Annotated in this window: 19 protein-coding genes and 1 tRNA gene; 3 read left to right on the forward strand and 17 right to left on the reverse strand. The window is 64.6% G+C overall.

All coding sequences use genetic code 11. The annotated features are described in order from the left end of the window. Window positions 1-12: 12 nt before the first annotated feature. From KIH76_RS00060 to KIH76_RS00075, 4 genes are all read right to left on the reverse strand, one after another. Window positions 13-822: an energy-coupling factor transporter transmembrane component T family protein gene (locus KIH76_RS00060; protein ID WP_214373116.1), complete on the reverse strand. Its 810-nt coding sequence runs from the start codon at window positions 820-822 to the stop codon at window positions 13-15. Further along, window positions 812-2,350 (reverse strand): ABC transporter ATP-binding protein, encoded by a 1,539-nt coding sequence (locus KIH76_RS00065; protein WP_236036724.1) that lies wholly within the window; start codon window positions 2,348-2,350, stop codon window positions 812-814. Before KIH76_RS00065 ends, KIH76_RS00060 begins: the two co-directional genes overlap by 11 nt. A gap of 150 nt (window positions 2,351-2,500) precedes the next feature. Beyond that, window positions 2,501-3,040 (reverse strand): ECF transporter S component, encoded by a 540-nt coding sequence (locus tag KIH76_RS00070; RefSeq protein ID WP_214373115.1) that lies wholly within the window; start codon window positions 3,038-3,040, stop codon window positions 2,501-2,503. A 151-nt stretch (window positions 3,041-3,191) separates the two neighbouring features. Further along, window positions 3,192-4,508: an O-acetylhomoserine aminocarboxypropyltransferase/cysteine synthase family protein gene (locus KIH76_RS00075; protein ID WP_214373114.1), complete on the reverse strand. Its 1,317-nt coding sequence runs from the start codon at window positions 4,506-4,508 to the stop codon at window positions 3,192-3,194. Between the two features lie 352 nt (window positions 4,509-4,860). Between KIH76_RS00075 and KIH76_RS00080 the strand changes: the two genes are divergently transcribed. Continuing rightward, window positions 4,861-5,736, forward strand: a complete 876-nt coding sequence (locus KIH76_RS00080; protein ID WP_214373113.1) for a bifunctional hydroxymethylpyrimidine kinase/phosphomethylpyrimidine kinase — start codon at window positions 4,861-4,863, stop codon at window positions 5,734-5,736. Window positions 5,737-5,786: 50 nt separating this feature from the next. Here KIH76_RS00080 and KIH76_RS00085 read toward each other — a convergent pair whose 3' ends face one another. The 4 genes from KIH76_RS00085 to KIH76_RS00100 all read right to left on the reverse strand — a co-directional run bounded on the left by KIH76_RS00085 (window position 5,787) and on the right by KIH76_RS00100 (window position 10,266). Beyond that, on the reverse strand, window positions 5,787-6,389 hold the full coding sequence (locus KIH76_RS00085) for a M23 family metallopeptidase (RefSeq protein WP_219068520.1): 603 nt from the start codon (window positions 6,387-6,389) through the stop codon (window positions 5,787-5,789). After that, window positions 6,386-7,243, reverse strand: coding sequence for a class C sortase (locus KIH76_RS00090; protein WP_219068522.1), 858 nt, complete (start codon window positions 7,241-7,243; stop codon window positions 6,386-6,388). Before KIH76_RS00090 ends, KIH76_RS00085 begins: the two co-directional genes overlap by 4 nt. A gap of 142 nt (window positions 7,244-7,385) precedes the next feature. Continuing rightward, a complete protein-coding gene (locus KIH76_RS00095; protein WP_214373110.1) occupies window positions 7,386-8,630 on the reverse strand; it encodes a hypothetical protein in 1,245 nt (414 codons plus the stop codon). 1 nt (window position 8,631) lies between these two features. Next, on the reverse strand, window positions 8,632-10,266 hold the full coding sequence (locus tag KIH76_RS00100) for a SpaA isopeptide-forming pilin-related protein (protein ID WP_214373109.1): 1,635 nt from the start codon (window positions 10,264-10,266) through the stop codon (window positions 8,632-8,634). Between the two features lie 327 nt (window positions 10,267-10,593). Between KIH76_RS00100 and KIH76_RS00105 the strand changes: the two genes are divergently transcribed. Next, window positions 10,594-10,666, forward strand: a tRNA-Asn gene (locus KIH76_RS00105). 558 nt (window positions 10,667-11,224) lie between these two features. On the opposite strand, the gene tsaD is transcribed toward KIH76_RS00105, so the two are convergent. The 5 genes from tsaD to holA form a co-directional block, all read right to left on the reverse strand. Further along, entirely contained in the window at window positions 11,225-12,268 is a 1,044-nt protein-coding gene (gene tsaD / locus KIH76_RS00110; RefSeq protein ID WP_219068524.1) for a tRNA (adenosine(37)-N6)-threonylcarbamoyltransferase complex transferase subunit TsaD, read from the reverse strand. Then, window positions 12,265-12,834, reverse strand: coding sequence for a ribosomal protein S18-alanine N-acetyltransferase (rimI, locus tag KIH76_RS00115; RefSeq protein WP_219068526.1), 570 nt, complete (start codon window positions 12,832-12,834; stop codon window positions 12,265-12,267). The genes tsaD and rimI overlap by 4 nt, the downstream gene beginning before the upstream one ends. Continuing rightward, window positions 12,834-13,727 carry a tRNA (adenosine(37)-N6)-threonylcarbamoyltransferase complex dimerization subunit type 1 TsaB gene (tsaB, locus tag KIH76_RS00120; protein WP_219068529.1) on the reverse strand — a complete coding sequence of 298 codons (894 nt, stop codon included), beginning with the start codon at window positions 13,725-13,727 and terminating at the stop codon, window positions 12,834-12,836. The genes rimI and tsaB overlap by 1 nt, the downstream gene beginning before the upstream one ends. Before the next feature lie 93 nt (window positions 13,728-13,820). Beyond that, a complete protein-coding gene (gene tsaE / locus KIH76_RS00125; protein WP_219068531.1) occupies window positions 13,821-14,408 on the reverse strand; it encodes a tRNA (adenosine(37)-N6)-threonylcarbamoyltransferase complex ATPase subunit type 1 TsaE in 588 nt (195 codons plus the stop codon). After that, window positions 14,405-15,385 (reverse strand): DNA polymerase III subunit delta, encoded by a 981-nt coding sequence (holA, locus tag KIH76_RS00130; protein WP_219068533.1) that lies wholly within the window; start codon window positions 15,383-15,385, stop codon window positions 14,405-14,407. Before holA ends, tsaE begins: the two co-directional genes overlap by 4 nt. 294 nt (window positions 15,386-15,679) lie before the next feature. On the opposite strand from holA, the gene KIH76_RS00135 reads away from it, so the two are divergent. Further along, window positions 15,680-18,091 carry a transglutaminase domain-containing protein gene (locus tag KIH76_RS00135; protein ID WP_219068535.1) on the forward strand — a complete coding sequence of 804 codons (2,412 nt, stop codon included), beginning with the start codon at window positions 15,680-15,682 and terminating at the stop codon, window positions 18,089-18,091. Window positions 18,092-18,187: 96 nt separating this feature from the next. Here the strand turns inward: KIH76_RS00135 and KIH76_RS00140 are convergent, their stop codons facing one another. The 4 genes from KIH76_RS00140 to KIH76_RS00155 all read right to left on the reverse strand — a co-directional run bounded on the left by KIH76_RS00140 (window position 18,188) and on the right by KIH76_RS00155 (window position 24,995). Continuing rightward, a complete protein-coding gene (locus KIH76_RS00140; protein WP_219068537.1) occupies window positions 18,188-19,867 on the reverse strand; it encodes a ComEC/Rec2 family competence protein in 1,680 nt (559 codons plus the stop codon). A 131-nt stretch (window positions 19,868-19,998) separates the two neighbouring features. After that, window positions 19,999-20,643 (reverse strand): ComEA family DNA-binding protein, encoded by a 645-nt coding sequence (locus KIH76_RS00145; RefSeq protein ID WP_236036725.1) that lies wholly within the window; start codon window positions 20,641-20,643, stop codon window positions 19,999-20,001. Window positions 20,644-20,960: 317 nt separating this feature from the next. Continuing rightward, window positions 20,961-23,939: a leucine--tRNA ligase gene (gene leuS / locus KIH76_RS00150; protein WP_219068539.1), complete on the reverse strand. Its 2,979-nt coding sequence runs from the start codon at window positions 23,937-23,939 to the stop codon at window positions 20,961-20,963. Window positions 23,940-24,029: 90 nt separating this feature from the next. After that, the gene (locus KIH76_RS00155) at window positions 24,030-24,995 is read right to left on the reverse strand and encodes a transporter substrate-binding domain-containing protein (protein WP_219068541.1); all 966 of its coding nucleotides are present in this window, start codon (window positions 24,993-24,995) and stop codon (window positions 24,030-24,032) included. Window positions 24,996-24,997: the final 2 nt, after the last annotated feature.

Raw genomic sequence — 24,997 nt, forward strand, 5'->3', positions numbered from 1 at the left:
GCCGCCGTCGCTTCAGCCGATCGTGATCATCGCCGTGACCGCGGCCGCTGTGCCGGCGATGGTCGCGGCGAGCAGCAGCCAGTCGGCCGGCCGCATGCGCAGGTTCACCCGGTAGGTGCGGGTGACGCCGGGCATGCCGAGACCGCGTGATTCCATCGCCCAGCCGACGCCTTGGCTCATGCGGTAGGCACGGATGAGCACGGCCACGATGATCGGCAGATACGACTTGAAGCGGGCGACCAGCGCGGCGATCGGGTTGCTCCCTCCCCTGCCGACGGCGCCTCCGTTCAGGTCGAGGCCGCGTGCACGTTGCGCGGCCGAAACGGATTGGAAGATCTGGAAGAACACCGGAATGTAGCGCAGCGAGGTGGCGAGCGTGAGCCCGGCGCGGTACGGCATGCCGAGGGCGACGAGGCCTCGAATGAGGCGCGGCTGGCTGGTGGTGAACAGGGTGAGGAAGCATGCGAAGCCGAGCGCGGGAATGCGCAGTCCCATGACGGCCGCCATGACGAGGTTCTCGCGCGTGAACCGCAGGATGCCCCACCGCCAGATCTCATGCGTGCCGCTGGGGTCGAAGACCGGCCAGAGCGCGACGATGAGCACGATGAGCAGGGCGAGGGTGCGCCACACCCATGCGATGCGTTCGGCCGGCACATGGTCGACGGCGAGCATCACATGTTCGAGTACGAGCATCGCGAGCATGAACGCCCAGTTGCGCCAGATGAGGCACATGACGAGCAGTGCGAGGGACAATGCGAATTTGACGCGGGGGTCGGCGCGGTGCAGCCAGCCGTTGCCGGGCACGTACAGGTCAGCGTCCATCGTCGTTCCTTTCCAGTCGGCCGTATGCGGCGAGCCGGCCGTCGTCCATGCGCATGACGTGTGTGCAGTATCGCGCGACGGCGGACATGTCGTGGCTGATCATGATGACGGTCGTGCCGTTCCTGTTCAGCGCGGCAACCGTGTCGAGGAACCGCGCGGACAGGTTGCGGTCGAGTCCTGCGGTCGGCTCGTCGAGCACGAGGATCGGCGTGCCCATCGCCAACACCGAGGCGAGGGCCACGGCCCGCCGGTCGCCATAGCCGAGCGTGGCAGGCGAGACATCGGCGAACCGGTCGAGGCCGAACAGCCGCATCGCCTTGTCGACCGCGGCATCGACCTGTTGAGGTGTTCCGCCGAGCGCCTTCGGACCGAAACCGATTTCCTCGCGGGTCGTGGCACAGAAGATCTGATGGTCGGGGTTCTGGAAGACGAAGCCGACGTGCGCGGCCATCTGACCGACGCTATGCTCGCGGGTGTCGAGTCCGTCGACGATCACCTGTCCGCTGGCGGGTGTCAGGAGCGCGTTGAGGTGCCGCGCGAGCGTGGTTTTGCCGGAGCCGTTATGGCCGATCAGGCCAACGAATGCGCCGCGCGGAATCGTGCAGGTCACGTCATCCAATGCCGGCGGACGGCTCGCGGCGTCGGGGCGACCGCCGGATGCGTACCGGTAGGTGACATGGTCCAGCACGATGATCGGATCGTCTTCCGGCCCGGTCGGCACGGTCGCATCGTCCGCGATGATGCGCAGTCCCGGCTCAGGGCCGCCGGGCAATGCGACGCCCAGCCGTTCGAACAGTTCCGGCTGCTTGGAGAATAGGCCGACGTCGCCCTGTTCGATGAGGCGTCCGTGGTCGAGTACGAGGATGCGGTCGGCGCGCCCGGGGAAATGCGAGGTGTCCTGTTCGGCCATGACGACGGTCAGGTTGCGGCGTGAGCGGATCGTGTCGAGCGCGGCGAACACTTCGCGACGGCCGTCCGGGTCGAGTGCGGCGGTTGGCTCGTCGAGGATCAGAATGTCGGGTTCGGCGGCGAGCGCGGCCGCGATCGCGACGCGTTGCATCTGTCCTCCGGACAGGCTGGTGGGGATGCGGGTACGGTAGTCCTCCATGCCGACCAGCCGTAGCACGTCGTCGATGCGTTCGTCCATGAGCGCGGGATCCATGCCACGGTTTTCGAGTGGGAATGCGATCTCATCCTCGACGGAAGCACAGAACAGCTGGGATTCGGGGTCCTGCTGCACGTAGCCGACGCGGGTGGACAGTTCGGCGACGGTGGTCTCGCGCACGTTCATGCCGGCGACGGTGACGCTGCCGGTCATCTGCCCGTCCGCAAGGTTCGGGATGATGCCGGCCAAGGCCATGCACAACGTTGATTTGCCGGCGCCGGTCGGACCGACGATGCCGACGAATTCGCCGGCATGGATGGCCACGGTAATGGATTCGAGACCCGTTATGGGGTGTCCGCCGTCGACGATCGGCGCGTATCGCCAGCCGAGATCACGCGTCTCGATCAGGGTGTCCAAGCTCATTCGATCTATCCTATCGCGTGTCATGGCGGACGGTCGCGGGCACCGGCATCAACGCCGTCTCATGACCGCGTATCATGTCCGGCACAACGAAATCGGCTCCCCTCCGTGAACGGAAGGGAGCCGATGCGTCTCTTGCGGGAGCGGCGGGGATCAGGCCGCGGCCTTGACGCCGAGGTTGCCCAGGCGCACCAGCGGCGGGTACGCCTTGCGCACGGCGGAGAACAGGGCGAGGCCGACGATCAGGCCGACGCCCATCTGGAAGCTGTTGCCGAGCACCTCGCCGAGGGCCGGACCCCAGCCGGAGAGGATGCCGCCGGCGATGAAGTAGCCGAACACCTTCCACACGCCGGCGAGCACGGAGACGCCGATCACGTTGAGCGGCTTGAACTCCTTGAGCAGCAGGCCGACGATCAGGGCCTGCACGCCGTCGATGACGAACGTGAAGATCGCCCACTGCGGGTAGCCGTTGATCAGGTCGGACAGGGCTGGGCCGAGGCCGCCGATGATGCCGCCGATCCACGGGCCGAACGCGTAGGCCGAGAAGAAGATCATGGTGTCGGACAGGTTCAGGTAGCCGCGCGTGGGCGTGGGGATCTGGACGAACATGGTCACGACGGTGGTGACGGCCGTCATGACGGCGATGAGCGGGATGGTGGCGGCGTTGAACGTCTGCTTCGTACGTGCAGTCATACTGTGGTTCCTCTCTTCACACAATTAAGCCATGCCCCGTCTTCCGGCGAGGTCATGGCTTAGGATACTCGGTTCGTTTCCGGTCGTACGTTACGTGTCCGCAACCGAGCGGATCGTGCCGGGCGCGAACCGTCCGGCCGGATTGTCCGGTTTACTTGGCGAGGCCGGAGGCGCGGACCGCCTCGAAGCCGCCCTTCAAGTCGTCGAGGATGTCCTCGATGTTCTCGGTGCCGATAGACAGGCGGATGGTGCCCGGGTGGATGCCCTGGTCCTCGAGTTCCTCCGGAGTCTCCTGCGAGTGCGTGGTGGAGGCCGGGTGGATGACGAGGGACTTCACGTCGGCCACGTTGGCGAGCAGGCTGAACAGGTGCAGGTTGTCGATGAAGACGCGTGCCGCGTCCTTGCCGCCCTTGATGTCGAAAGTGAAGATGGAGCCGGCGCCGTTCGGGAAGTACTTCTTGTACAGCTCGTGGTCGCGGCGTCCCGGGATGGACGGGTGGGAGACGGATTCGACCTCCGGCACGGTCTGCAGGTACTCGACGACCTTCAGCGCGTTCTCGACGTGGCGTTCGACGCGCAGCGACAGGGTTTCGGTGCCCTGCAGCAGCAGGAACGCGGCGAACGGGGACAGGGTGGCGCCGGTGTCGCGCAGCAGGATGGCACGGATGCGGGTCACGAATGCGGCACCGCCGAGTGCCTCGTAGAAGTTGAGGCCGTGGTAGGATGGGTCGGCTTCCGTCAGGGTCGGGAACTTGCCCGGAACCTCTGCCCAGTTGAACTTGCCGCCTTCGACGATCACGCCGCCGAGGGTGGTGCCGTGGCCGCCGATGAACTTGGTTGCGGATTCGACCACGACGTCGGCGCCGTGCTCGAGCGGGCGGAACAGGTACGGGGTGGCGAACGTGTTGTCGACGATCACCGGCAGGTGGTGCTTGTGGGCGATCTCGGAGATGGCCTCGAAGTCCGGCAGGTCGGCGTTCGGGTTGCCGAAGGTCTCGAAGTAGACGAGCTTGGTGTTCTCCTGGATGGCGTCCTCGAAGTTCTGCGGGACCTCCGGGTCGACGAAGGTGGTGGTGATGCCGTCGCGCGGCAGTGTGTGCTTGAGCAGGTTGAAGGTGCCGCCGTAGATGTTCTTGGAGGAGACGATGTGGTCGCCGGACTGGGTGATGTTGCGCACCGCGTATTCGACTGCCGCAGCGCCGGATGCGACCGCGAGGCCCGCGGTGCCGCCTTCGAGGGCCGCGATGCGGTTCTCGAACACGCCTTGGGTGGAGTTGGTCAGACGGCCGTAGATGTTGCCCGGATCCGCCAGTCCGAAGCGGGCCTCGGCATGGTCGAAGTTGTGGAAGACGTAGGAGGTGGTCGCGTAGATCGGGACGGCGCGGGAATCGGTGGCCGGATCGGCCTGCTCCTGACCGACGTGCAGCTGCAGGGTCTCGAAACGGTACTTCTTGTTCGGCTCGGTCATGATGTGCTCCTTCAGTGGGGTTATTCCATTGCTGGTTATCGCCACCCGCCGGCCGTTTCCGGTTGATGTCCGGCTGTCGTGGCGAGGTGTTGGTTTAGACCTTACGAGCATGGTGCCCGCCGATGCAAGCCGAACGCTATCACGGTTGCCTATACCCCTTTATCAACCCTTGGCATCATTGGGATATCGTCCTGTCGGCAAGCGTCGAAAAACAGCCGATGCATCTGCGACACGCCGCGTGCGGCATTCGCTCGGGAACGGGCGCCCGCATTCGGCGTGCGGGCACCGGCATGGCCCGCGCGCGATAGTCAGGCCGCCGGCTAGAGTCGTCAACGAAGACGAAAGGACGACCATGACCGACGACGTGATGCTGTATGACCGTGATCCGCGCTATATTCCCCGGATCGCCGCGGTGCACGACATGTGCGGCTACGGCAAGTGCTCGCTGACCGCCGCGATCCCGATCCTGTCGGCGGCAGGCTGCGACGTGTGTCCCGTGCCGACCGCGCTGTTCTCCGCGCACACGCATTACGACGTGTTCACGTTCCACGATACGACTGACATCCTGGACGGCTATCTGGATGCGTGGCGTGCGGAACAGGTCGATCTGGACGGTGTGTATTCCGGTTTCCTCGGCTCCCCCGATCAGGTGGCGATCATTCAACGGCTCTACCGTGAGTATCCGCGTGCGCTGCGTCTGGTGGATCCGGTGATGGGCGATGGCGGCGAATTGTACTCGACGTATACGCCTGAACTGTGCGAGGCGATGGGGGCGCTGGCCGACGGGGCCGACGTGCTCATGCCGAACCTGACGGAGGCGGCGATCCTGACCGGTCGCAGGTACGAGGGGCTCGACCTTGACGACGGGGCCGTGGACGATCTGCTCGACGCGCTGCTGAGTATGGGGGCACGCAACGTCGTGCTCAAAGGCGTCGACCGCGGTGACGGACTGATCCGCAACTTCGTGGCGAGCGCCTCGGCCGGTGTGGCGGCCCGGCATGAGTTGGATCATGAGAAGCTGCCGTACATGACGCACGGCACCGGCGACGCGTTCGCCTCGGCATTGTGCGGCGCCGTGATGGCCGGACGCGGACTGGCCGAGTCGGCGCACATCGCCGGGGAGTTCGTACGCCATGCGATGGTGTCGACGCTCAACCAGCCGCATTATGCCGATCGCGGCGTCAGTTTCGAACTCAATCTCGGCGAACTGACACGGTTGGTCGGGTAACGCATGGTCGGATAACGCACACGATCTGTCTGAATGGCTTACTCCTTTCTTCAGCTGGACGGTTTGAGGACGATGCGGCGGGACGCCGTCTGTGCTGCGGGATCCAGGTATTCGCCGGATGAGCGGCGCACGCCCCAATGCACGCATGCTCCGTCGCAATGATCCGATCCGAGTGCGACGCGCGCGAACGGTGTTCCCACGTGCACCTGTGCGCCGACCGCCAGATTCGTTTCCGCAGGCTCGAAGGTCAATTTCATTCCTCTTGAGGCGATGCTGACCACGGATTTTCCGGCCACGGTGCCGGCATACGATATCGTCCCGTCCCGGGGAGCAAGCAGCTCGGTGCCGGGTTCGGCGGCGAGGTCCACGCCACGATGTCCGGGCAACCAGGGTTGTGCGGGAGCATCGAATGTGCCGATTGTCCGCGGATCGGCCACGGGCCATGCCAGAGCGGCACGGCATGTGCCGCCCGCACTCTGGTTCGCCGCAGCCGTGCCGAAGCCGTCCGACGGCATGACGGCGAACATCAGCAGCATGGCCGCGGCGCAGCAGCATGCGACTGCGAATCGATGGCGCAGACCGTCTCCTTCCTGTCTGCGCCGTTCACGCAGCATGCGGCTGCGTACGCGCCGGCGGTAGTCGTCGTGCATCATGCCGATATCTCCTTTCCGGTCATGTGGTATGCCCGTGACGGTATGCGCCGTCTTCTGCGCGTTTCTGCAGCCCAGAGCGTCGACCAGCCCGCGGCGGCGCACGAGCCTGCCACGACGGCCGTGGATTCCTTCGGTCGCCTGTCACGTGGCGCCGATTGAGGAATCGGCACGATATCGGGCATGCTGGCTCGGATTCCGGTGACCAGCAGACGTCTGGTGTTGAGCATGATCGGAGTGCAGGTGACCAACGTGACGCGGTCCTTCCCCGTCTCGATGCGCAGACGGTCGGTATCTGCCGGTTCGGTTTCGACGATGCCGTCGATCTGGTATCCGAGCGTCCGCCCGTCCGCAAGTTCGATGTAGAACGGGTCTCCCACGGCGAGTTCGTCGAGCCTGGTGAATAGTTCTTTGTCGGCCAGTCCGCGGTGCCCGGTGACGACCGCATGCGTGGACCTGCCTCCGACCGGCAGGCTGGTGCCGTGTAGGTGACCCAATCCGTTCGCCAGCGCGTATTCCCCGGCACCGTGACGGATCGGCAGCAGCAGGCCGATCTTTGGGATACGCAACGCCGCCATGATCGAATCTCCCGCATCCAGCAGGTCGTGATACTCGGTGTCGCCCGCGAAGGAGAAGTCGCCGGATGCGGAACCGTCCGCATCGGCGGTCTCACCGATGACCTGAGGTGTTCGTGCCAGTCGAGCGTTGTACGCTTCGGCGTCTTCGACCAGACGTTGCAACGTAGCGTACTCCTGTCCCCGCCTCGACTCGATGTGCGAGAGCGCATGCTCTGCCTCGCGCCGCGACTGCGCCTGGGTGACGCCGATCCATGCGAACACCGACAGTCCTGATATCATTGCGGCCATGGCTATGGCGACCAGCAGGCGGAATCGCCTCCGTACCGTACCGCACTGGCGTCGTAGCGCGGTACGGTCGGCACGTGACATCGGCGGCGTTCTGCCGAACAACGCCACGTGCCAATCATCGGGGACGAACCATTCAGGCCTGGGCATCGTGCCGTGCTCCGCTTCGCGGACCGGTATCGCGTCTGCGTGTCAGCCCGATCACCCCGCACAATCCCGCACCGCATAGTCCGGTACCGGCCATGTATGCGGTGACCAGCCCGGCATCGCCGGTGGACGGCATCGTGGTTGCATGGGGCAGCCTCTCCCATTGGGCATCGAGGATCTGGTGATCCGTGTAGGTGGAGGCCGGGTTGTTGCTGATCGCCAGCCATTTCGTGTCGCCCGGCTGCCACAGGGCGCCCGATCCCCTGGCCTTCCAACCGACGAACTGGTAGCCGGGGCGGGTGAACCCGTTATCGGCAACGGTCGCGGGAATGCTGGAATAGTAGGTTTCACTGTTGATGTCGTATGCCGAGACATCCGCAGATGTGGATTGCATCACGCCGGTGCCGCCGTTGGGCGCATACCGTATCTGTTCGACGTACATTGCCCAGCTGGTGTGGTATATCGCCCACCATACGGCGGAGCCGGTGGCCGTCGGCGCGTTGACTCGCGCTCCCGGCAGGAATCGGCGCATGCTTTGCTCGCCCCGGATCATCAGGGGCTCGAAGCCGCCGTGCCCGGTGATGGTGCACACGTCGGCGGACCAGCCCGCGTCGCACAGTCCTCCGACCTTGAACCATTGCGACTGCCATGCCACGGCCTTCCAGTCCGCAGTGCCGCTGATGCCCTGATTGGCGTGGTATTCGACATCCTTGGCGCCGCCCAGTGCAGGCATCTGGTATGACTGCTGGCCGGTGACGGTGATGCGTCCTGCGATCTCGACGTTGTCTTTGTCGAAGAAGCGGAGCCAACCCCGGGTCGGGGCGTCGTCCGAGAAGGAGAACGGTCTGATGCTCGATTTGCTGCGGCGGGGCGCGGCGGCAATCCGGTCATCGGATTCGTTGACGGGCTCGTCCCCGGCGTCGTCGTTGTCCGGAGATTCCCCCGTGTTCTCGTGCGCGTCGTCCGAGGAGGCCATGCTGTCATCGGACGCATCGTCCGACCGCTCGTTATCGTCCCCTACTTGGCCGCTCTGGTCTGTCCCGCCGAGCGGGTTGTCGTCCGAGATCACCGCGGTGGATGCGACCGGGTCCCGTTGCAGTTCGCCGACGGCGGGCACGTCCTGGGCCATCGCCTCGGGTGCGACCGGCATTGACAGGCAGACGAGCATCGTGCAGGCGAGAGTCGCGCCGGCGAGAGCGGTCGCACGAGTCCGGTATCTGATTGGCATTCCCATGTTATGACCTCCATGCCGCATCCAGACCGTCACGACGCAGTTTGCCAGCCTTGACGGCGCTGGCCAGGGCGAGACCCATCACCGACAGACCGCCCGCGCCCATCAATCCCACGGTGACGCCTCCGGTCATCGGCAGCTGCGTCATGTTGTCGACGTTTTTGACGACCGCGACCGGTGTACTGGTGGCTCCGTTCGCCTTGGAGACGCTGGCAGTCAGCCCGGCCTGTTCGACTCCGGTGATCGATATGGTGCCGGCGTCGTCGATCGTGACCCTGAAGCTCGGTTTGACGAAGCCGAAATATCCCTTCGGCACGACGGTCTCCGAGATCAGGTAGGTCCCCGCACCGAGCCTGTCGTAGCTGATGACGCCGTTGGCGTCCGTGGCCCGCTGCTGGGCCTTGGCCTCGGTGTCGACGTAGGCCCATCGCTTGGTACCGGCGTCCCAGTTCAGCCACTTGCCGAGCGTCTCGTTCTTGATGATGAACTTCGCGCCTTCGACGGGGATCCTGTTCTGGTCGGTGCTCGCCGCGCTGATTTTCTTCAGGTCGATGCCGTATGTGGGCACACGGACGAAGTCCTTGCCGGGCTTCGGCGGGTCGACGCCCGGCGGATTCGTGCCTGGAAGCCAGTTGATGGTGACCGTGACCGTGTTCGAAGCCGCCTTGGCCCTGGCCGTGTCGGTGATCGTAGCGGAATAGGAGATCTCCACCTGTTGCGTGCCGTAATTGTCGATCAGCGCCTGGCTGGAGGTGACCTTGTAGCCCTTCCCCGTGGAGGATGAGCCGACCTTGCCGAATTCCGAGGTCACGTCCTTGCCGGCGTTTTTGCCTGCGGAGATCTTCGCCTTGAACGTGCCCGACACGTACTGCATGCCGTCCATCACGTCGTCGACGGTCACGGTGTCGGCGGCGAGATGGTTCGGCAGCGAGAACCTGACGCGGAACTGCCGCGTCTCCCCGTTCGTCGCGGCCGCGCTCTCCTTCCAGGTGCCGTCGACACTTTTGATCTCCTTGTTCGGCACGCTGACCTTGCTTTTCATGTATACGGTTCCCAGCGTCGATCCGGATGCCATGGCAGTGGTTCCGCTGATGGTGGTGGACGCGATGATCGGCATGCCCGCCGAGTCGGTGATCAGGTAAAAGCCTTCGGCCAGTGTGAGCGTCAAGGACGAGCCGTTGGACGTCTGGTTCGCCTTGGCCGGCGTGCGACCGGATTTGTTGGCTTCCAAGGTGGCGGCGATGAGACGCGTGGCCTGAGAACCGGTGGTCTGGCGCAGCATCTGCGAGGCGGGGTTCTGCCCGGCCGAGGCGTCGACGCTGACGTTCGCCGCCTTGAGCGCTGTGGAGATCCATGTGGAGGCCGCGCTGTTGGCCGGCTGCGCGCTGACCGAACGTAGGGTGGACGAATCCTTGAGTTCCACGTCGGTATAGGTGGCGAGCAGATAGGCGTTGAACGTGTGGCCGGCCAGCGAGGTGCCGTCGCCGGATTTGATGGTGATCGTGCCGTTCGCCGCCATCGCATGTTCGGAATGGATGGCGCCGCTGGCCAGTATCGCGAGGAAACATATCGCGGCGGCCGCGAATCTGGCGATGCGTCCGCCCGGCGTCTCGGCCCTGTTGGTGCGTGTGTTCATCATCGTTCCTTCCTTGGAGTCGATCAATGGTTGTTCGCGCCCCGCCGACCCTGTTGTCGTCGAGGTGCCTTCAACCTTGCCGTGCGACGTGTCGTGCTGTCCAGCCGAAACGGGTTATGTGGTCGAAAGGTAGCGAGTTATCCACACTCGGCGTGTCTATCCACATTTTTTGTGGATGATTTTCGACTATCCACATTCGGGCAGTAAAACGGACATGCCGTTCGACGCGACATCGCCGACCGACACGCCGATGCACCCCGCAAAGTTGCATCATCGCGATTTGCGGATATCATTTACATCTTGTGCATGGCGCAAGCCTGTGACGCATATTCCTGCGTAGCTCAGTTGGCAGAGCATCCGACTGTTAATCGGACGGTCGCTGGTTCAAGCCCAGCCGCAGGAGCTTATTTGAGGCCTCGGAACTCATGTTCCGAGGCCTCTTGCTATCCATGCATTGGGTTAAACCCAGTACATTCCGTCAACTTCCCGGGCATACGGCCGGTTCCCGTCCACAAAACGGGCGTAAGCCCGGGAGGGGATCCGCAAGCCAACATCGTCCCCGGGCATACGGCCGAATCAGGTCTTCAAACCGGCCGTATGCCCGGGAGGAGGCATCGCCCCGGTTCTCTCCCGGGCATACGGCCGGCCATCGCCTCCGAAACGGGCGTAAGCCCGGGAGAGAACCTGCAAAACCAACAACCCTCCTGGGTTCGCCGGTTTCATAGCCGGGAACGGCCGTGAGCTCGGAAGAGTGGAACCATTGGTACGACGAGATGCTCATTCCCGGGCTTACGGCCGGTACGGGGTGCGACAGCGGCCGTATGCCCGGCAGGAGGAGTCCGCCAGAGGCGAACCTACAAACCTGCAATGCAAGTTTGCAAGCCTACAACCTCGCGAGCCTCAACGGGGCTGAGACCTGCCAAGACAACCGCGAGGGCAGACCGCCGCGCCCGAAGACGCCCTACATGCTGATCTTGGTCAGCGGCATAGCCGAATCAATCGCGAAATCGGGCGCGGACGGGGCCACGCCGGCCTCGACCAGATTCACGCCGAGCATGGCGACCATCGCGCCGTTGTCGGTGCACAGCTTGATCTGCGGGATGCGCACTTCGACGCCGCAACGCTCGCCGTATTCGAGCAGCTTGGCGCGCAGCTGCGAGTTCGCGGAGAATCCGCCGCCCACGATCAGCGACTTCGACCCGTACTGCTCGCATCCGCGCATGGCCTTGCGTGCAAGCACCGTCGCCACCGAGTCCGCGAGCGACGCGCACACGTCGTCCACCGGAATCTCACGCCCGGCAGCCTGCTGTTCCTCGATCCAGCGGGCCACGGCGGTCTTGACGCCCGAGAAGCTGAAATCGTACGGATGCGCGGCCCCGGCCTTGCCCTGCGTCAGTCCCTGCGGCACGCGGATGGCCTTCGGGTCGCCCTTTTGCGCATGCCGGTCGATGTGCGGGCCGCCCGGATACGGGAAGCCGAGCAGCCGCGCCACCTTGTCGAAGCACTCCCCCGCCGCATCATCGAGCGTGGTGCCGACCACGTCGATGTGCCGCGCCACGTCCTCGACATGCAGCAGCGAGGTGTGGCCGCCCGACACGATGAGAGCGAGCGTGTCCGGCGGGAACGCGCCGAACTGCAGTTGCGTGACCGCGATATGCCCGATCACATGATTGATGCCGTAGATCGGCTTGCCGGCCGCCCATGCGAGCGCCTTCGCGCCCGACACGCCGACCGCAAGGCATCCGGCGAGGCCCGGTCCGGCGGACACGGCGATCGCGTCCACGTCCGACAGTTCCAGTCCGGCGTCGGCGAGCGCCTGCGAGACGCACGGCACGAACGCTTCGGCATGCGCGCGGGAGGCGATTTCGGGGATGACGCCGCCGTATCGCGCGTGTTCGTTCATGGATGAGGCGACGACATTGGAGCGCAGGGTACGGCCCTGCACGATGGCCGCGGCGGTTTCGTCGCAGGTCGATTCGATGCCCAGTACGATCGGTTCGCTCATGTCGTCTCCTCGTATTCCGTACGTTCCGTATGTTCAATGTCAGGATGGCTTGCATGCGTGTCGGTTGCGCTTTGGAAGCCGACGACGTGCGGCTCCAAGTCCAGCGCCATGACGTGCGCGTCGATGCCTTCCGGCTGATAGTAGCGTTTCCGCAGTCCGATGTTCTCGAATCCGAACCGGCGGTACAGCGAGATGGCCGGCTCGTTGACGACGCTGACTTCCAGCAGGATGCGCCGCGCGCCCTGTTCGCGAGCACGCTCGACCAGCCAGGTCATCATCGCGGCCGCGACGCCCTGCCGCTGGTATGTCTTGCCGACTCCGACGTCCATGATCTCCGCGTCGTCGCCGTCGTACCAGTAGCCGGCGAATCCGCGCACATCGTCCGGCTGTATCGTGCCGCCCTTCCGCTCGTCCGCAACGTCGAACACGTACGTGCGTGCTGGTGCGTCGAGCTCCTGCCGTATCGATGTTTCGCTCCACGCATGGTTACCGAACAGTTCGATTTCGAGCGCGCGCACCGCGGCGATGGCCGTTTCGCGGTCGAGTTCGTCCAACGACACGAGCATCAGGCGGTCCTTTCCGCGCCGGCGTGGTTGAGCACGTGCTTGAGCGGTGCGGGAATCTCCGCGTCCGGTCGGCGCAGATACAGCGGTTCGACCGGCACTTCCTTATCACCGCGCAGTTCGCGCGACAGTGCGATCGCCGAGAACAGCGACACGCCGTCCGTTCCGGCGTCCAGTATCGAACCGTCGACGACCGATCCGAGAGCGTCGCCAAGACCAGTCCACGCGGATGCATATTTGGACGCGCCGTGACCGGCCACATCCACGATGTAACGCACGCCGTCGCGCGCGGAACGTTCGGCGATCACGGCGTGCACGCGTTCGACGATCCGTTCGGGATAGTCGATGTCCATGCCGATCCAGCGGTTGCCGTCTGCCTCGGCGTCGGGCATGCTGACCGTGCCGTGGATGAGCGTGAAGTACAGCTGCTTGCGTCGCGCGTCGTTCACGCACAGGGTGACGTGACGATCGAGTTCGGCGTCCCCTGTCCTCACGGCCGTATCGTCGGGATTCCCTGACACGCCGGCCGGCACAAGCCGTGGCAGTTCGGACAGAAAGTCGACGCCGGCGAACATATCATGCCCGCCCATGACGGCGGCCAGCATCTCGTGCTGCGGTTCGAGCACGTTCTGCCCGACGAGCTTCGCACCGGTCGCGAACGCGAGGGCCTTGGCCGTGACGATGCCAGCGCGCAGGCCGGTGAACGGGGCCGGACCGAGTCCGACGACGATCGTATCGATGTCGGACGGCGCGAGTCCGGCCTCGGACACCGCACGCGCGATGTTGACCTGCAATCGCTCGACGTGGGTGCGCGAGTCGGTTTCGACGATCGGTTCGCGTCCCACGATACCTACGGTCGAACCGTACGACGTGTCGATCACCAGCGTGCAGCCCATGCGTGTCTCTCCTTGATCGTGACTGATCCCGAACGATGCGTCCGAAAAAACCTGTAGCGAGTCTACAACAAGGAGTCCCGCATCCCTTATCCGTTAGTCGATCGTCCACGAATCCCATCGTGCGCCGACCGGCACCAGCGTGACCACGCGCGTGCCGTCGCTGGTCAGCTCGTCGTCCGCGTCGCCATCTCCTGCCGGATCATGGCCAGACGACCGCAGCGGCCGGTCGATATGGATTTCCAGCCGCTGCGGCGCGAGCGCGGCGGCCATCTGTTCGCCCCACTCCATAAGGATCACCGTGTTCGCGCCCGGGTCTTCGAGTTCCTCGTCCAGTCCGAGCGATTCGAGTTCGTCGAGCAGCCGGCCGATCGCGTCCTGACCGGGTGCGTATGCGTTGCCGCCGAGCCGGTAGGCGTCGACGTGCACGAGATGCGCCGGCGTGCCGTCGGCGAACCGGCCGTCCAGCTCGCGGGCGATGGTGAACGTCGGGGAAACTATCGGCTCGCCGATGCCCAGCCCCCGGCCGAATCCTTGCGCGAACGTGGTCTTGCCGGCACCGAGAGGACCGGACAACAGCAGCACGTCGCCACCCCGCACGGTGCCCGCGACCCGCTCCCCCAGCGCGCGCATGTCGTCGTCGGTGGGTACGTCGATAGTGATGCTTCGACTCGTGTCGTTCATGATTCCCTTCCCTTCCTGCTGATCGCGGTCAGGCAGCGTTCGAGCGCATACACCGGGTCGCCGCCGTTCGTCTTGCTTTGCTCGTCGGCCCATGCGAGCAGCTGGATGCACCGGCTCATGCCGTCCGACGTCCATCCGGAGAGCTGGCGTTGCGCGTTCTTGAGCACCCACGGGTTCATTTTGGCTTCGGCCTGTGAGATCACGCCCGAGCGCACGGCCGAGGCCTTGGCCATCGAACGCAGTTTCATTGCGAGCGCGCCGATGAGCGCGATCGGATCAGTGCCCTGCTCGACCGCGGACCGCATCTGGATGATCGCCTCGGCGGTGCGCCCGGCGACGGCCGTGTCGGCGACCGCGAAGCCGGTGACCTGCGGGTTGGCGGTCAGGTATTGGTTCACGCGGTTCAGACCGATCGGGTCGTCGTCGAAGTCGAAGCACAGCTGGTCGCACATGGCGGCCAGTTCGCCGGTTTTCTCGCCGAGCACGGCGACGAGCTGCTGCGCGGCGGCCGGGTCGACGCGGCGATGATTGCGTTCGAAGCGGCCGATCGTGAAGTTGAGCTTCGCGTCGGCCTTCTTGAGATCGGCCACGGCCTCCTTGCGGGCGCCGGCTTTCTCGAGCTGGTCGACGAGACGCTTGCCTTTCATGCCGCCTTCGTGCTGGCAGATGACGACGCTGGCGCTCTTCGGGCCGGCGCATGCCTCCTTGCAGTAGGCGATCATCGCGTCGGCGAGTTTGTCGTCGGCGTTCTGCAGGTTGGTCACGGTGACGATCGACGTGTCCGAGAACAGCGAGGGGCCAACCGCCTCGTCGAACTCGTACCGGTCGGTGTCGCCCGCGTCGAGTTCGACCAGTTCCGCGTCGGGACGGCGTTGCTGAGCGCGCTGACGCAGATCGCGCACCGTCTGCCCGTTCAGATACGGGTCGCCGCCGAACACGATGGTGAACGGCGTGTTCCTGCCTGCCTTGTTTGCCATGTTCCCCAATCTCGCCGCAACGTTGGACAACACCAGTGCCAAATCCGTGGAGGCCCGGCCTTGGACGGGTAGGATGATGTTGACAATGACGCGCAAGCGAACGAAAGGGTTTCCACCATGACACAACAGCCGAACGGCGGCACCGTGGACAACGGTGACACACAGCAACCTCAATATCATCCGCAGCAGCCGTATCAACAGTCCTCGTCCCCGCAACCGGTCGGGCAACAGTATCCGGCACCTGTCGGTCAGCCGTATCAGGCACCATACGCTGGGCAGCATCAGTCACAGCCCATGCCGCAACCACAACCGCAGTCGGCCGCGAACCCGGCGGGACCATATCCGCCGCAACCTTACCCGGCTCAATCGCAACAGCCGTACCGGCAACCGCAGCATCCCAACCAGCAGCCGCATCCCGGTCAGCCGTATCCATTCCCCGCGCAGCCGCAGCCGACCGGACCGGGCGCCAACGGCAAGCGCAGGAGGAAGTGGCCGTTCATACTGATCGCGGTCCTCGCCGTCATCGCGTGCGTCATCGGCGGCCTGTTCGTTGCAAGCTCCCGTTCGGATAACAAGTCCGCATCGCTGCCCACTGCCGAGCAAGCGTACGGCAGCGCCCTGCCGGCATCCAAGTACGAGTTGAGGGACCCGATCGTGGTCGACATCTACCACGAGTTCCGCATCACGCTCAAGGGCAAGGCCTCGGTCGTCCCGGACGATTACTGGGTGTTCAAACTCAAGGGCGCCGACATGACGACGTTCGACTGCGCGAAGGTCTATCAGGACGCCGCGCTGTCCGTGCCGGTCCCAACCAGCGCGAACGCCGGCATGCCGGAAAGCGACAAGGACGGTAACGGCGTCATCGACGTCGGCGGCGAGATGGACATCCCCGAGTACTTGCGCGACGGAAACGACGACATCGGCAGCGATCACGGATTCCTGCCGTCCGACGGCTACTATTACGTGCAGTACATGGGCGAGGACGGTTCGAAACTCGCCAAGCCGATCGTCCAGTTCTTCAAGGTCGTCAATCCGACCGATGTCGAACAGCTCTCCCCCGTGAACGGCATCACGCCCACCGTCAACGCGCAGGGCGGCGTCGACATCTCGTGGAGCAAGCTCGAGGGCGCGAAGTCGTACAACGTGTACGCCTACATCGTCACCCCGCAGGTCGGCCAGCCCGGCGACGACTACTTCGCCGAAGAGCGCAGCACGGTCACGAAGATCGGCTCGTCCACGACGACCACGCTGCTGTCGAAGGACTACGACAAGCCGAAAAGCCACCAGCTCGTCGACGGCACGGACGCCGTCTACAGCCAGAACGAGGCCTACCAGTCGCTTGCCGTGGAGAGGCAGGACGCGATCGATTCCTGCCAGAACGCGACGGACGAATACTGCGCGAACATACTGCAGCAGGCCGGCGGCTCGTACGATCCCGGTTCGGCGGGCAAACTGTACTTCATCGTCACCGCGGTGGATGCGGACGGGCATGAAGGCCGATGGCGCGCGGTTGACGCAAGCAGCATCGTGCCGTCGATCCCGCTGACGACGGCCGAGCACGCTCGCGTCAGCCAATGGTTCTACGGCCTGAGCGGCGCGTTCGGCGAGAAGAACACGGCCGACGAATCGATGCAGGCATACGCCTACACGTTCGTGACCATGGCCAACGGCGCGACCGCCCCGATCCCCAGCACGTTCAGCGACCTGCGCCGCGACGAGAACTCCTCCAGCAGCTGGCGGTTCACCGTCTCCGCCCCCGGAACGATGATCACCAACTCCGGATCCCTGTACTACGAGGGAGACCTGAACCAGGCATTCGCGCAGATTACTCAGGCCGCGCTCCGAGCACTGCCGAAGGCCGGCGGCGTGCTCGACCGCATCAACGCGGTGCGAGGCGATACCGACTGGAGCGGTTACGACGCGAAGGACATCGACTCGGACACGAAACAGTCCCAGTACTTCACCTACGCGTCGACCGAATACGGCACGTACCTCGCCAACAACATTCTCAACGGCCACGAGGTCATCGACATCACCGACTACGCCACGGACGACTATCAGGTGAGCACGTCGGACGTGATGAATGAGGTAATCAGCCAGAACCCGTATATACGCACCGATTCATCCGGCGTGTCTTACACCGTGCGCAAGAAGGGCGACCGGACGGTGATGTGGGTGCACTATCCGCAGGACTACGCGAAACGTCAGCAGCAGATTGCCGATTTCGTGGATTCCGTAAAAGGCAGGTTCCAAGGCTCCGCACGGGACAAAGCAATCGCGATAGACCAGTTCCTCGCAGCGCGTATGACCTATGACTACGATGCCTTGAACAGCGTCGGAAAGAACGGCGAAGGCAGCGCGTTCGAATCCTCGCAGTCCTCCGAACAGTATCCGAACGCATGGAGCGCCTATGGCATGGTGGACGGCAAGGGCGTATGCCTGGCATACGCGTACGCCTACCAGCTGCTGGCCAAGGCCGCTGGGCTCGACACGCGAGTGGTGATCGGTTCCGTGACCGGCACCACCGCCAGTCACGCGTGGAATTACGTGGACATCGACGGCACGTGGCTGCTCGTCGATTCGACGTGGGATGACGATGGCGATACGGCCATCGATAAGTACCAACTCAAGGACAAATCCGAAGTGAGCGATCACCAGGCCTTCAACGACCAGTGGACCCTCGCCTCCCAGTCCGGCCAGTACTGAGCAGCGTTGTCAACGGCGTGAGCGGACGTTCGACCGCGATGATCGGACGTCCGCTTTCGTTTGCCTCGCCCACGAATCATGCCGTCGCCGATTCGCTTACCGGCGCCAGTCCCGTTCAAGGAACGTCTTGGTGTGGGCGAACCAGAGGGCGATGCGCGTGCGCGGGCCCGGACGAAAGGGCTTTCCGGGCAGCTCGGGGCAGGGATCGCTCAGGCGATGGGTGAGACGGACGCCGTACAGGATCACGGCGACGAGCATGGCTTCCGCAAGGAGCATGAGCAGTGCGCCGGGTAGGTTGCCGGATGTTTGGCCACCGGACGGGTCGGCGGGCCATGCGATGACGGCGTAGCGACCGGAGGCGAGCCATGCGGCGATGCGTTCCATGACCTGCGTGCCACATGATGCCGTCCATGCGAGCAGGAAACCCAGTGTCGGGCTTGCCCATGCGACGAGCAGCGCGGCGAGACCGGCCATTGTCGCGAATCCGACAAGCGGGCTGACCAGCAGGTTCGCCGGCACGGAGGCAAGCGAGAGCTCAGGCTCCATGAGGATCTGTATTGGCAGGGTCAGCGATTGTGCGGCGACGGTCATGCCCAGCGGTTCGGCCAGCACTTTCGGCATCACGGATTCCATCCATGTTCCGAGCGGCCGCGAGAACAGCACGATGCCGAGCACGGCGGCGCAGGACAGCGCGAACCCGTAGCTGCGCGCCATTGTAGGATCGGCCAGCAATACGCCGATCACCGTCCAGCTCAGCGCGCTCTCCGACTGGCCGCGCCGACCGACGTACAGCGCCGCCGCGCCGAGCAATCCCATGACGAGCGCGCGCAACACGGAATCGGATGGGTACATGGCCGCGGCAAGCAGCAGGTACGAGGCCGCCACGAGACCGGCGACCAGCCGACGTGGCATGAGCAGCCGCGCGCACAGTCGTCGGGTCAGGTCGGCGACGAGCATGAAATGACCTCCCGAGACGGCCATGAGATGCATGATGCCGGATCGACGGAAATTGTCTTCGACCAGTTCGGCATACGCCTCCTCAACCGGCGATTGCGCATGACGCTGCCTGTCGTATACACCGTCGCCGATGTTGACGTGATCCTGACCGAGCATGCCGAGCGTCAGACCCGGCACGAGCACGCGTCCCTGGTCGGAAAGCCGCTCGGTGACGGAGAAGAACGACTGCTGTATGACTGTGATCGTTCGCCGCGGCAGGGTCGGCGCACGGATCGTTTCAGGCATGCCAGATGAAGGTTCGGTGATCAGCCAGAGCGGCTGTTTACCGTATCGTGCCTGTTGCAGGACGCCATGGATGCGAATGACGGAACCGTGTGCGAGTTGCGCGCATGCCGTTCCGGATGCGAATAGGCGCAGGGAGGCGAGCGAGGATTGCGTGACAGAACCGTCCGACAACGATCGCAGGACCGCGTCGGTCTGGCAGTCCGCGTCACGTAAGGTGGAAGCTGTAGGCGGCGTGATGATGCGCATGGTTGCGATGACTGCGGTTTCGGCGGTTCGACGTGCCGCCCGGGTGGCGGGGTCGTGCCATTGGGCGAGCGCGACGGACAGGGTGCTGATACCGCAAAGGCATACGGCGACGATGAGCACGGTGAGAGCGGCACGGGAGGACGCGTATGCGATACAACAGGCGACAAGGATCGCAAGGAGGAGAACGGCGAGGGATAGAACGTCCGGCGCGTCGGAACCCATGAACAGGTTGAACGCCTGATGGACGGCCAGACTTGTCATCCATACGACGAACGCGACGGGCAGCATGCGCCAGTCGCGACTCCCCTGCTCCCTGTGTGACGTAATGCCGGCAGTTGTTTTCCCGTATCGGCGGCCGCCGGATCTCAATCCACCATGCCGCCCGTTCGAGACAATTCGGCCGCGCCGTATCCGTCTGTTCATCGCACCGCCACCTCGTCTCTGATTTTGGCGAGGGTTTTCGTGCCGATGCCCTTGACATCGAGCAGCTGGTCGACGCTGGTGAACCGTCCGATCGCTTTACGATGCGCGAGGATACGTTCGGCGGTGACTGGGCCGATGCCCTTGACGGTCTGTAATTCCTCGGACGTCGCGGTATTGAGATCGATTCTGCCATCATCGGTGGGAACGGGTTGCGCCGGTTCGGCCGCCGACGAGTCAGTGGATGTTTCGCCTCCACTCTGTTCGGCGTCGTCACCATTTGTCGTCGTTCCGTCAACATCGTCATTCTGCACACCGAAACCGGAGTCGGAGGAACGACTGTCTGATCGGGTGTCATCACCGGCCGACGTATCCGTTCCATCACCGATTCCGGTACGGGACGACGAATCGGACGAACCGGATGCCACGGATGAGGTCTGAGCATCGGTCAGTACCCGTTCGTAACGGATCGCTTGCTGGACAAGCATGGTCAGGCTTGCGCACAGCATCGTGGCAAGTATCAGCACCGCCGTCGCCGCATGGATCGGTTTGAACGCCGTCCGTGGCCGGTCACGCCGCAGACGATGCTCCTCGTGCGCGGTGTCCGATGAACGTACGCCGGCAAGCATGCCGAGTGATGGCATCCGATCGGTTCGCCTCCGAGCATCCGGCCTGCTCGGAGGCGGCGGAGGATGCAATTCGACGGATACGTCACCGTTTCGCGCCGCAGGATCCGTGGATGCGGCTTGTGGATGATGTGTCTGCATCGCATGGCTCAATGATCCGAGACGACGCGATGCCGCTTCGCCGCCGTCCGCCGACAAATCCTGATCGATATGCAAGATGCCCATGTATCCACAGTGAGGGATGCATGGGCATCTTGTCCAGTCAGACCAGGGTATGTGGTCGAACGGTCAGGTTATCCACAATACGCCGGAAAAACGGACTTTCCCCCGTCCGATCATTCCGCAGGCACGATGGAGACGATCTTCGGCGCCTTGACGATCACCTTGCGCGGGGTCTTGCCGCCGAGACGGTCGGCGACGGCCTCGAGCGCCATCTTCTCCAGCTCGGCCGGGTCGATGTCGGGCGAGACCTCGAGCTTGGCGCGGATCTTGCCCTTGATCTGCACGACCGCGGTCACCGTGTCCTGACCGACGTAGCGTTCGTCGGCCACCGGCCACGGCTCGTGCGCCAGCGACTCGGCGTGGCCGAGGCGCGCCCACAGCTCCTCGCAGATGTGCGGCGCGATCGGCGAGAGCATGAGGATCAGCGGCTCGACGGCGGCGCGCGGCACGGTGCCGAGCGAAGTCAGGTGGTTGTTGAGCACGATGAGCTTGGAGATCGCGGTGTTCGGGCGCATGCCCTCCATCTCCTCGGTCACCTCGGCGATCGTGTTGTTGAGCGCCTTGAGGGTCTTCGCGTCCAGCGCGTCCTCGCTCACGTGCACCTCGCCGGTGTTCTCGTCCACGACGTTGCGCCACAGGCGCTGCAGGAAGCGCATGCCGCCGACCACGTTGCGCGTGTTCCACGGACGGGAGTCCGCCAGCGGGCCCATGCTCATCTCGTACAGGCGGAACGTGTCCGCGCCGTAGTTCTCGTACATGTCGTCCGGCGTGATGATGTTCTTGAGGCTCTTGCCCATCTTGCCGAACTCGCGGTTGACGTGCTCGCCGTGCCACGTGAACGTCGGTTCGCCGTCGGCGCCGGCCGGGCCTTCTTCGACTTCGGCGGCCGGCACGTACTGGCCGCGGTCGTCGGTGTAGGCGAACGCCTGGATCATGCCCTGGTTGAACAGCTTGTGGAACGGTTCGGCCGAATCCACGTAGCCGAGGTCGAAGAGCACCTTGTGCCAGAAGCGCGAGTACAGCAGGTGTAGCACGGCGTGCTCGACGCCGCCCACGTACAGATCCACGCCGCCTTCGTCACCAGAATACTTGTTGTGGTTCGGGCCCATCCAGTAGTCGAACTCGTCCTTTTCGACCATGTGGGCCGTGTCGGTCGGGTCGATGTAACGCATGTAGTACCAGCAGGAGCCGGCCCAGTTCGGCATGGTGTTCGTATCGCGGTAGTACGTCTTCTTACCGTCGCCCAGGTCAAGTTCGACCTTGACCCAGTCCTCGTTGCGGCTCAGCGGCGCCTCCGGGTTGGATTCGGCGTCCATCGGGTCGAAGGTGCGCGGCTGGTAGTCGGGCACGTCCGGCAGGTTGATCGGCAGCGCGGAGTCTGGCAGCAGGTGCGGGGTGCCGTCCTCGCCGTAGACGATCGGGAACGGCTCGCCCCAGTAGCGCTGGCGGGAGAACAGCCAGTCGCGCAGACGGTACGAGACCGTGCCTTTACCGACGCCGGCCTCCTCGAGCCATGCGTTGACCTTGGCGATCGCGTCGTCGACGCGCAGGCCGTTGAGCGAGAGCGCGTCGCCCTTCGCAAACGTCGCATCGACAGCGGAGTTGATGACGATGCCGTCGTGCGAGACGAACGGTGCCTTGCCTTCGTAGTTGGCGAGGTCGTCGCCGGATTCCGGCAGCGGCTGGACCGTATAGATGACCGGCAGACCGTACTTCGTCGCGAAGTCGTAATCGCGCTGGTCGCCGCCCGGCACGGCCATGATCGCGCCGGTGCCGTAGTCCATGAGCACGTAGTCGGCGGTGAACAGCGGCAGCTTGACGCCGGTGATCGGGTTCACGGCATACAGGCCGGTGAACAGACCGGTCTTCTCGCCGGCCTCCTCGACGCGGTCCTTCGCGGTCTTCGACTCGGCGGCCAGACGATACGCCTTGACGCCTTCGGCCGGGGTCGCATAGCCGCCCTTCCAAGATTCCGGAACGTCGGCGGGCCACTCGGCGGGCACGTAGTGCAGCAGATCGTGCTCCGGGGAGACGACGGCGAACGTGGTACCGAACAGGGTGTCGGGACGGGTGGTGTAGATCTCCATGTCCTTGTCGCCCTCGGCAGTGGCGACGGTGAAGTGCACGGACGCGCCGTGGCTTTCGCCGATCCAGTTGCGCTGCATGAGCTTGACCTTCTCCGGCCAGTCGATGCCGTCGAGGTCCTCGATCAGACGGTGGCCGTACGCGGTGATGCGCATGGACCACTGGCGCAGCTCGCGCTGGAACACCGGGAAGTTGCCGCGCTCGGACTTGCCTTCGGCGGTGACCTCCTCGTTGGCGAGCACGGTGCCCAGGCCCGGGCACCAGTTGACCGGGGACTTGGAGATGTAGGCGAGGCGGAAATCGTTGAGAATGTCCTGCTGCTCGGCCTCGGTCAGATCGCCCCACGCGACACCGTCGGACTCATGGCCCGGAATGGTCTTCTCGCCATTCTCGAACTTGGCGACGAGCTCGGAGATCGGACGGGCGGAGCCCTGCGAGCCGGACGGGTTCTTAGCATCCTCGTCGTACCATGCGTCGTAGATGCGCGAGAAGATCCACTGCGTCCAACGCACGTAGCCGGGGTCGATGGTCGCGAACGAACGGCGGTTGTCGAAGCTCAGGCCCATGCGGTGCAGCTGGCGGCGCATGTTGGCGATGTTCTGCTCGGTGGTGATGCGCGGGTGCTGGCCGGTCTGCACGGCGTACTGCTCGGCGGGCAGGCCGAACGCGTCGTAGCCCATGGCGTGCAGCACGTTCTCGCCCTTCATACGGTGGTAGCGCGACACCACGTCGGTGGCGAGGTAGCCGAGCGGGTGGCCGACGTGCAGGCCCTTGCCGGACGGGTAGGGGAACATGTCCATCGCGAAGAAGGCGGGGCGGCCGTCTGCGTTGCGGCCCTTGCCGTCCTTGAGGTCACCGTTGACGTTGGCGGCCCAGAAGGTGCCTTCGTCGTCCCACTTCTTCTGCCACTTGGTTTCGATGTCCTGCGCGAGCGCCGCATTGTAGCGGAACGACGGCTCGGCGGGGGTGTCGGCCGCCTGCGCGGTCGTGTTCTTCTCATTAGCCATACGGTGAATTATTGCCATGCAACTGGACACGGCCGCATGATTCCGCCCATTGCGACCGCATCATGATTCCACGGATGATTCCGGGGCGTGTCAGTATGTCGTGACGGTCGGAGATGACAGCGGTGACGGCCGGTATCCGAACGGCATGAGATCGGCGTCGACGTACTGTCGCCACGAGCCGTCGTCGAGCATCGCCCGCAGCGCCGCAGTGATCTTGCCGGCAAGTTCGGTGCGGTCGTGTCGCACGGCGATGCCGTAGCTCAGACCGTCATCGTCCGACGAATCCGTGACGAGCCGGTACGAGCCGCGCCGGTCGTGCATCAGTCCCGGCAACGTCGCCTCGTCGCCGGCGACCATGTCGACCGATCCGGCCATGAGCGCGGTCATGCACTGCCCATACGTGTCGTAAGTCTTCACCGTCACGTCATCGCGTCCGGCGATCATCGCGCGTTCGGCCGTGCCGTTCACCGCACAGACCGTCATATCGCGCCTTACGTCACCGTCTGTCTTGTCGTGACCCACGGCGACATCGTGCTGATCGGCGATGGCCGTGCCACTGTCCGTCGTATCGAACAGATCCGCGACCGCATCCCCGCCCAGTGTCTCGTCGTCGTGCACCAGCACGGCCGGCCGCACGTCAAGATACGATCCGGCGAACGCGACGTTCTTCGCGGCCTCATCAGTCATCGTGAATCCGGCGACCACCATGTCGGCGCGGCCTCCGTCCAATGCCGTGGCCCGTTCCTGCGGCCGCACCTGCACGAACACGATCTGTTTGCGGCCGTAGCCGAGCACCTTCGCCACGTAGGCGGCCACGTCGATGTCGAATCCGGAGTACGAGCCGTCATGCCAGTATCCCAATCCCGGCAGGTCGGAGGAGACGCCGATCGTGATCGTCGGCCCCTGCGGCTGTCCGGATGTAGCGGACAACGCATCGGCATCGGTCGTCGCGGAAGAACCCGCGCCGGAAGTCCCGCAGCCGGCCAACGGCAGCATCGACAGCACGAGCGCGCACGCGGCCGCACCCAGCCGACGCCGCACGATACGGCCATTCACGC

This window comes from Bifidobacterium simiiventris, assembly GCF_019331715.1.
GTDB classification, from domain to species: domain Bacteria; phylum Actinomycetota; class Actinomycetes; order Actinomycetales; family Bifidobacteriaceae; genus Bifidobacterium; species Bifidobacterium simiiventris.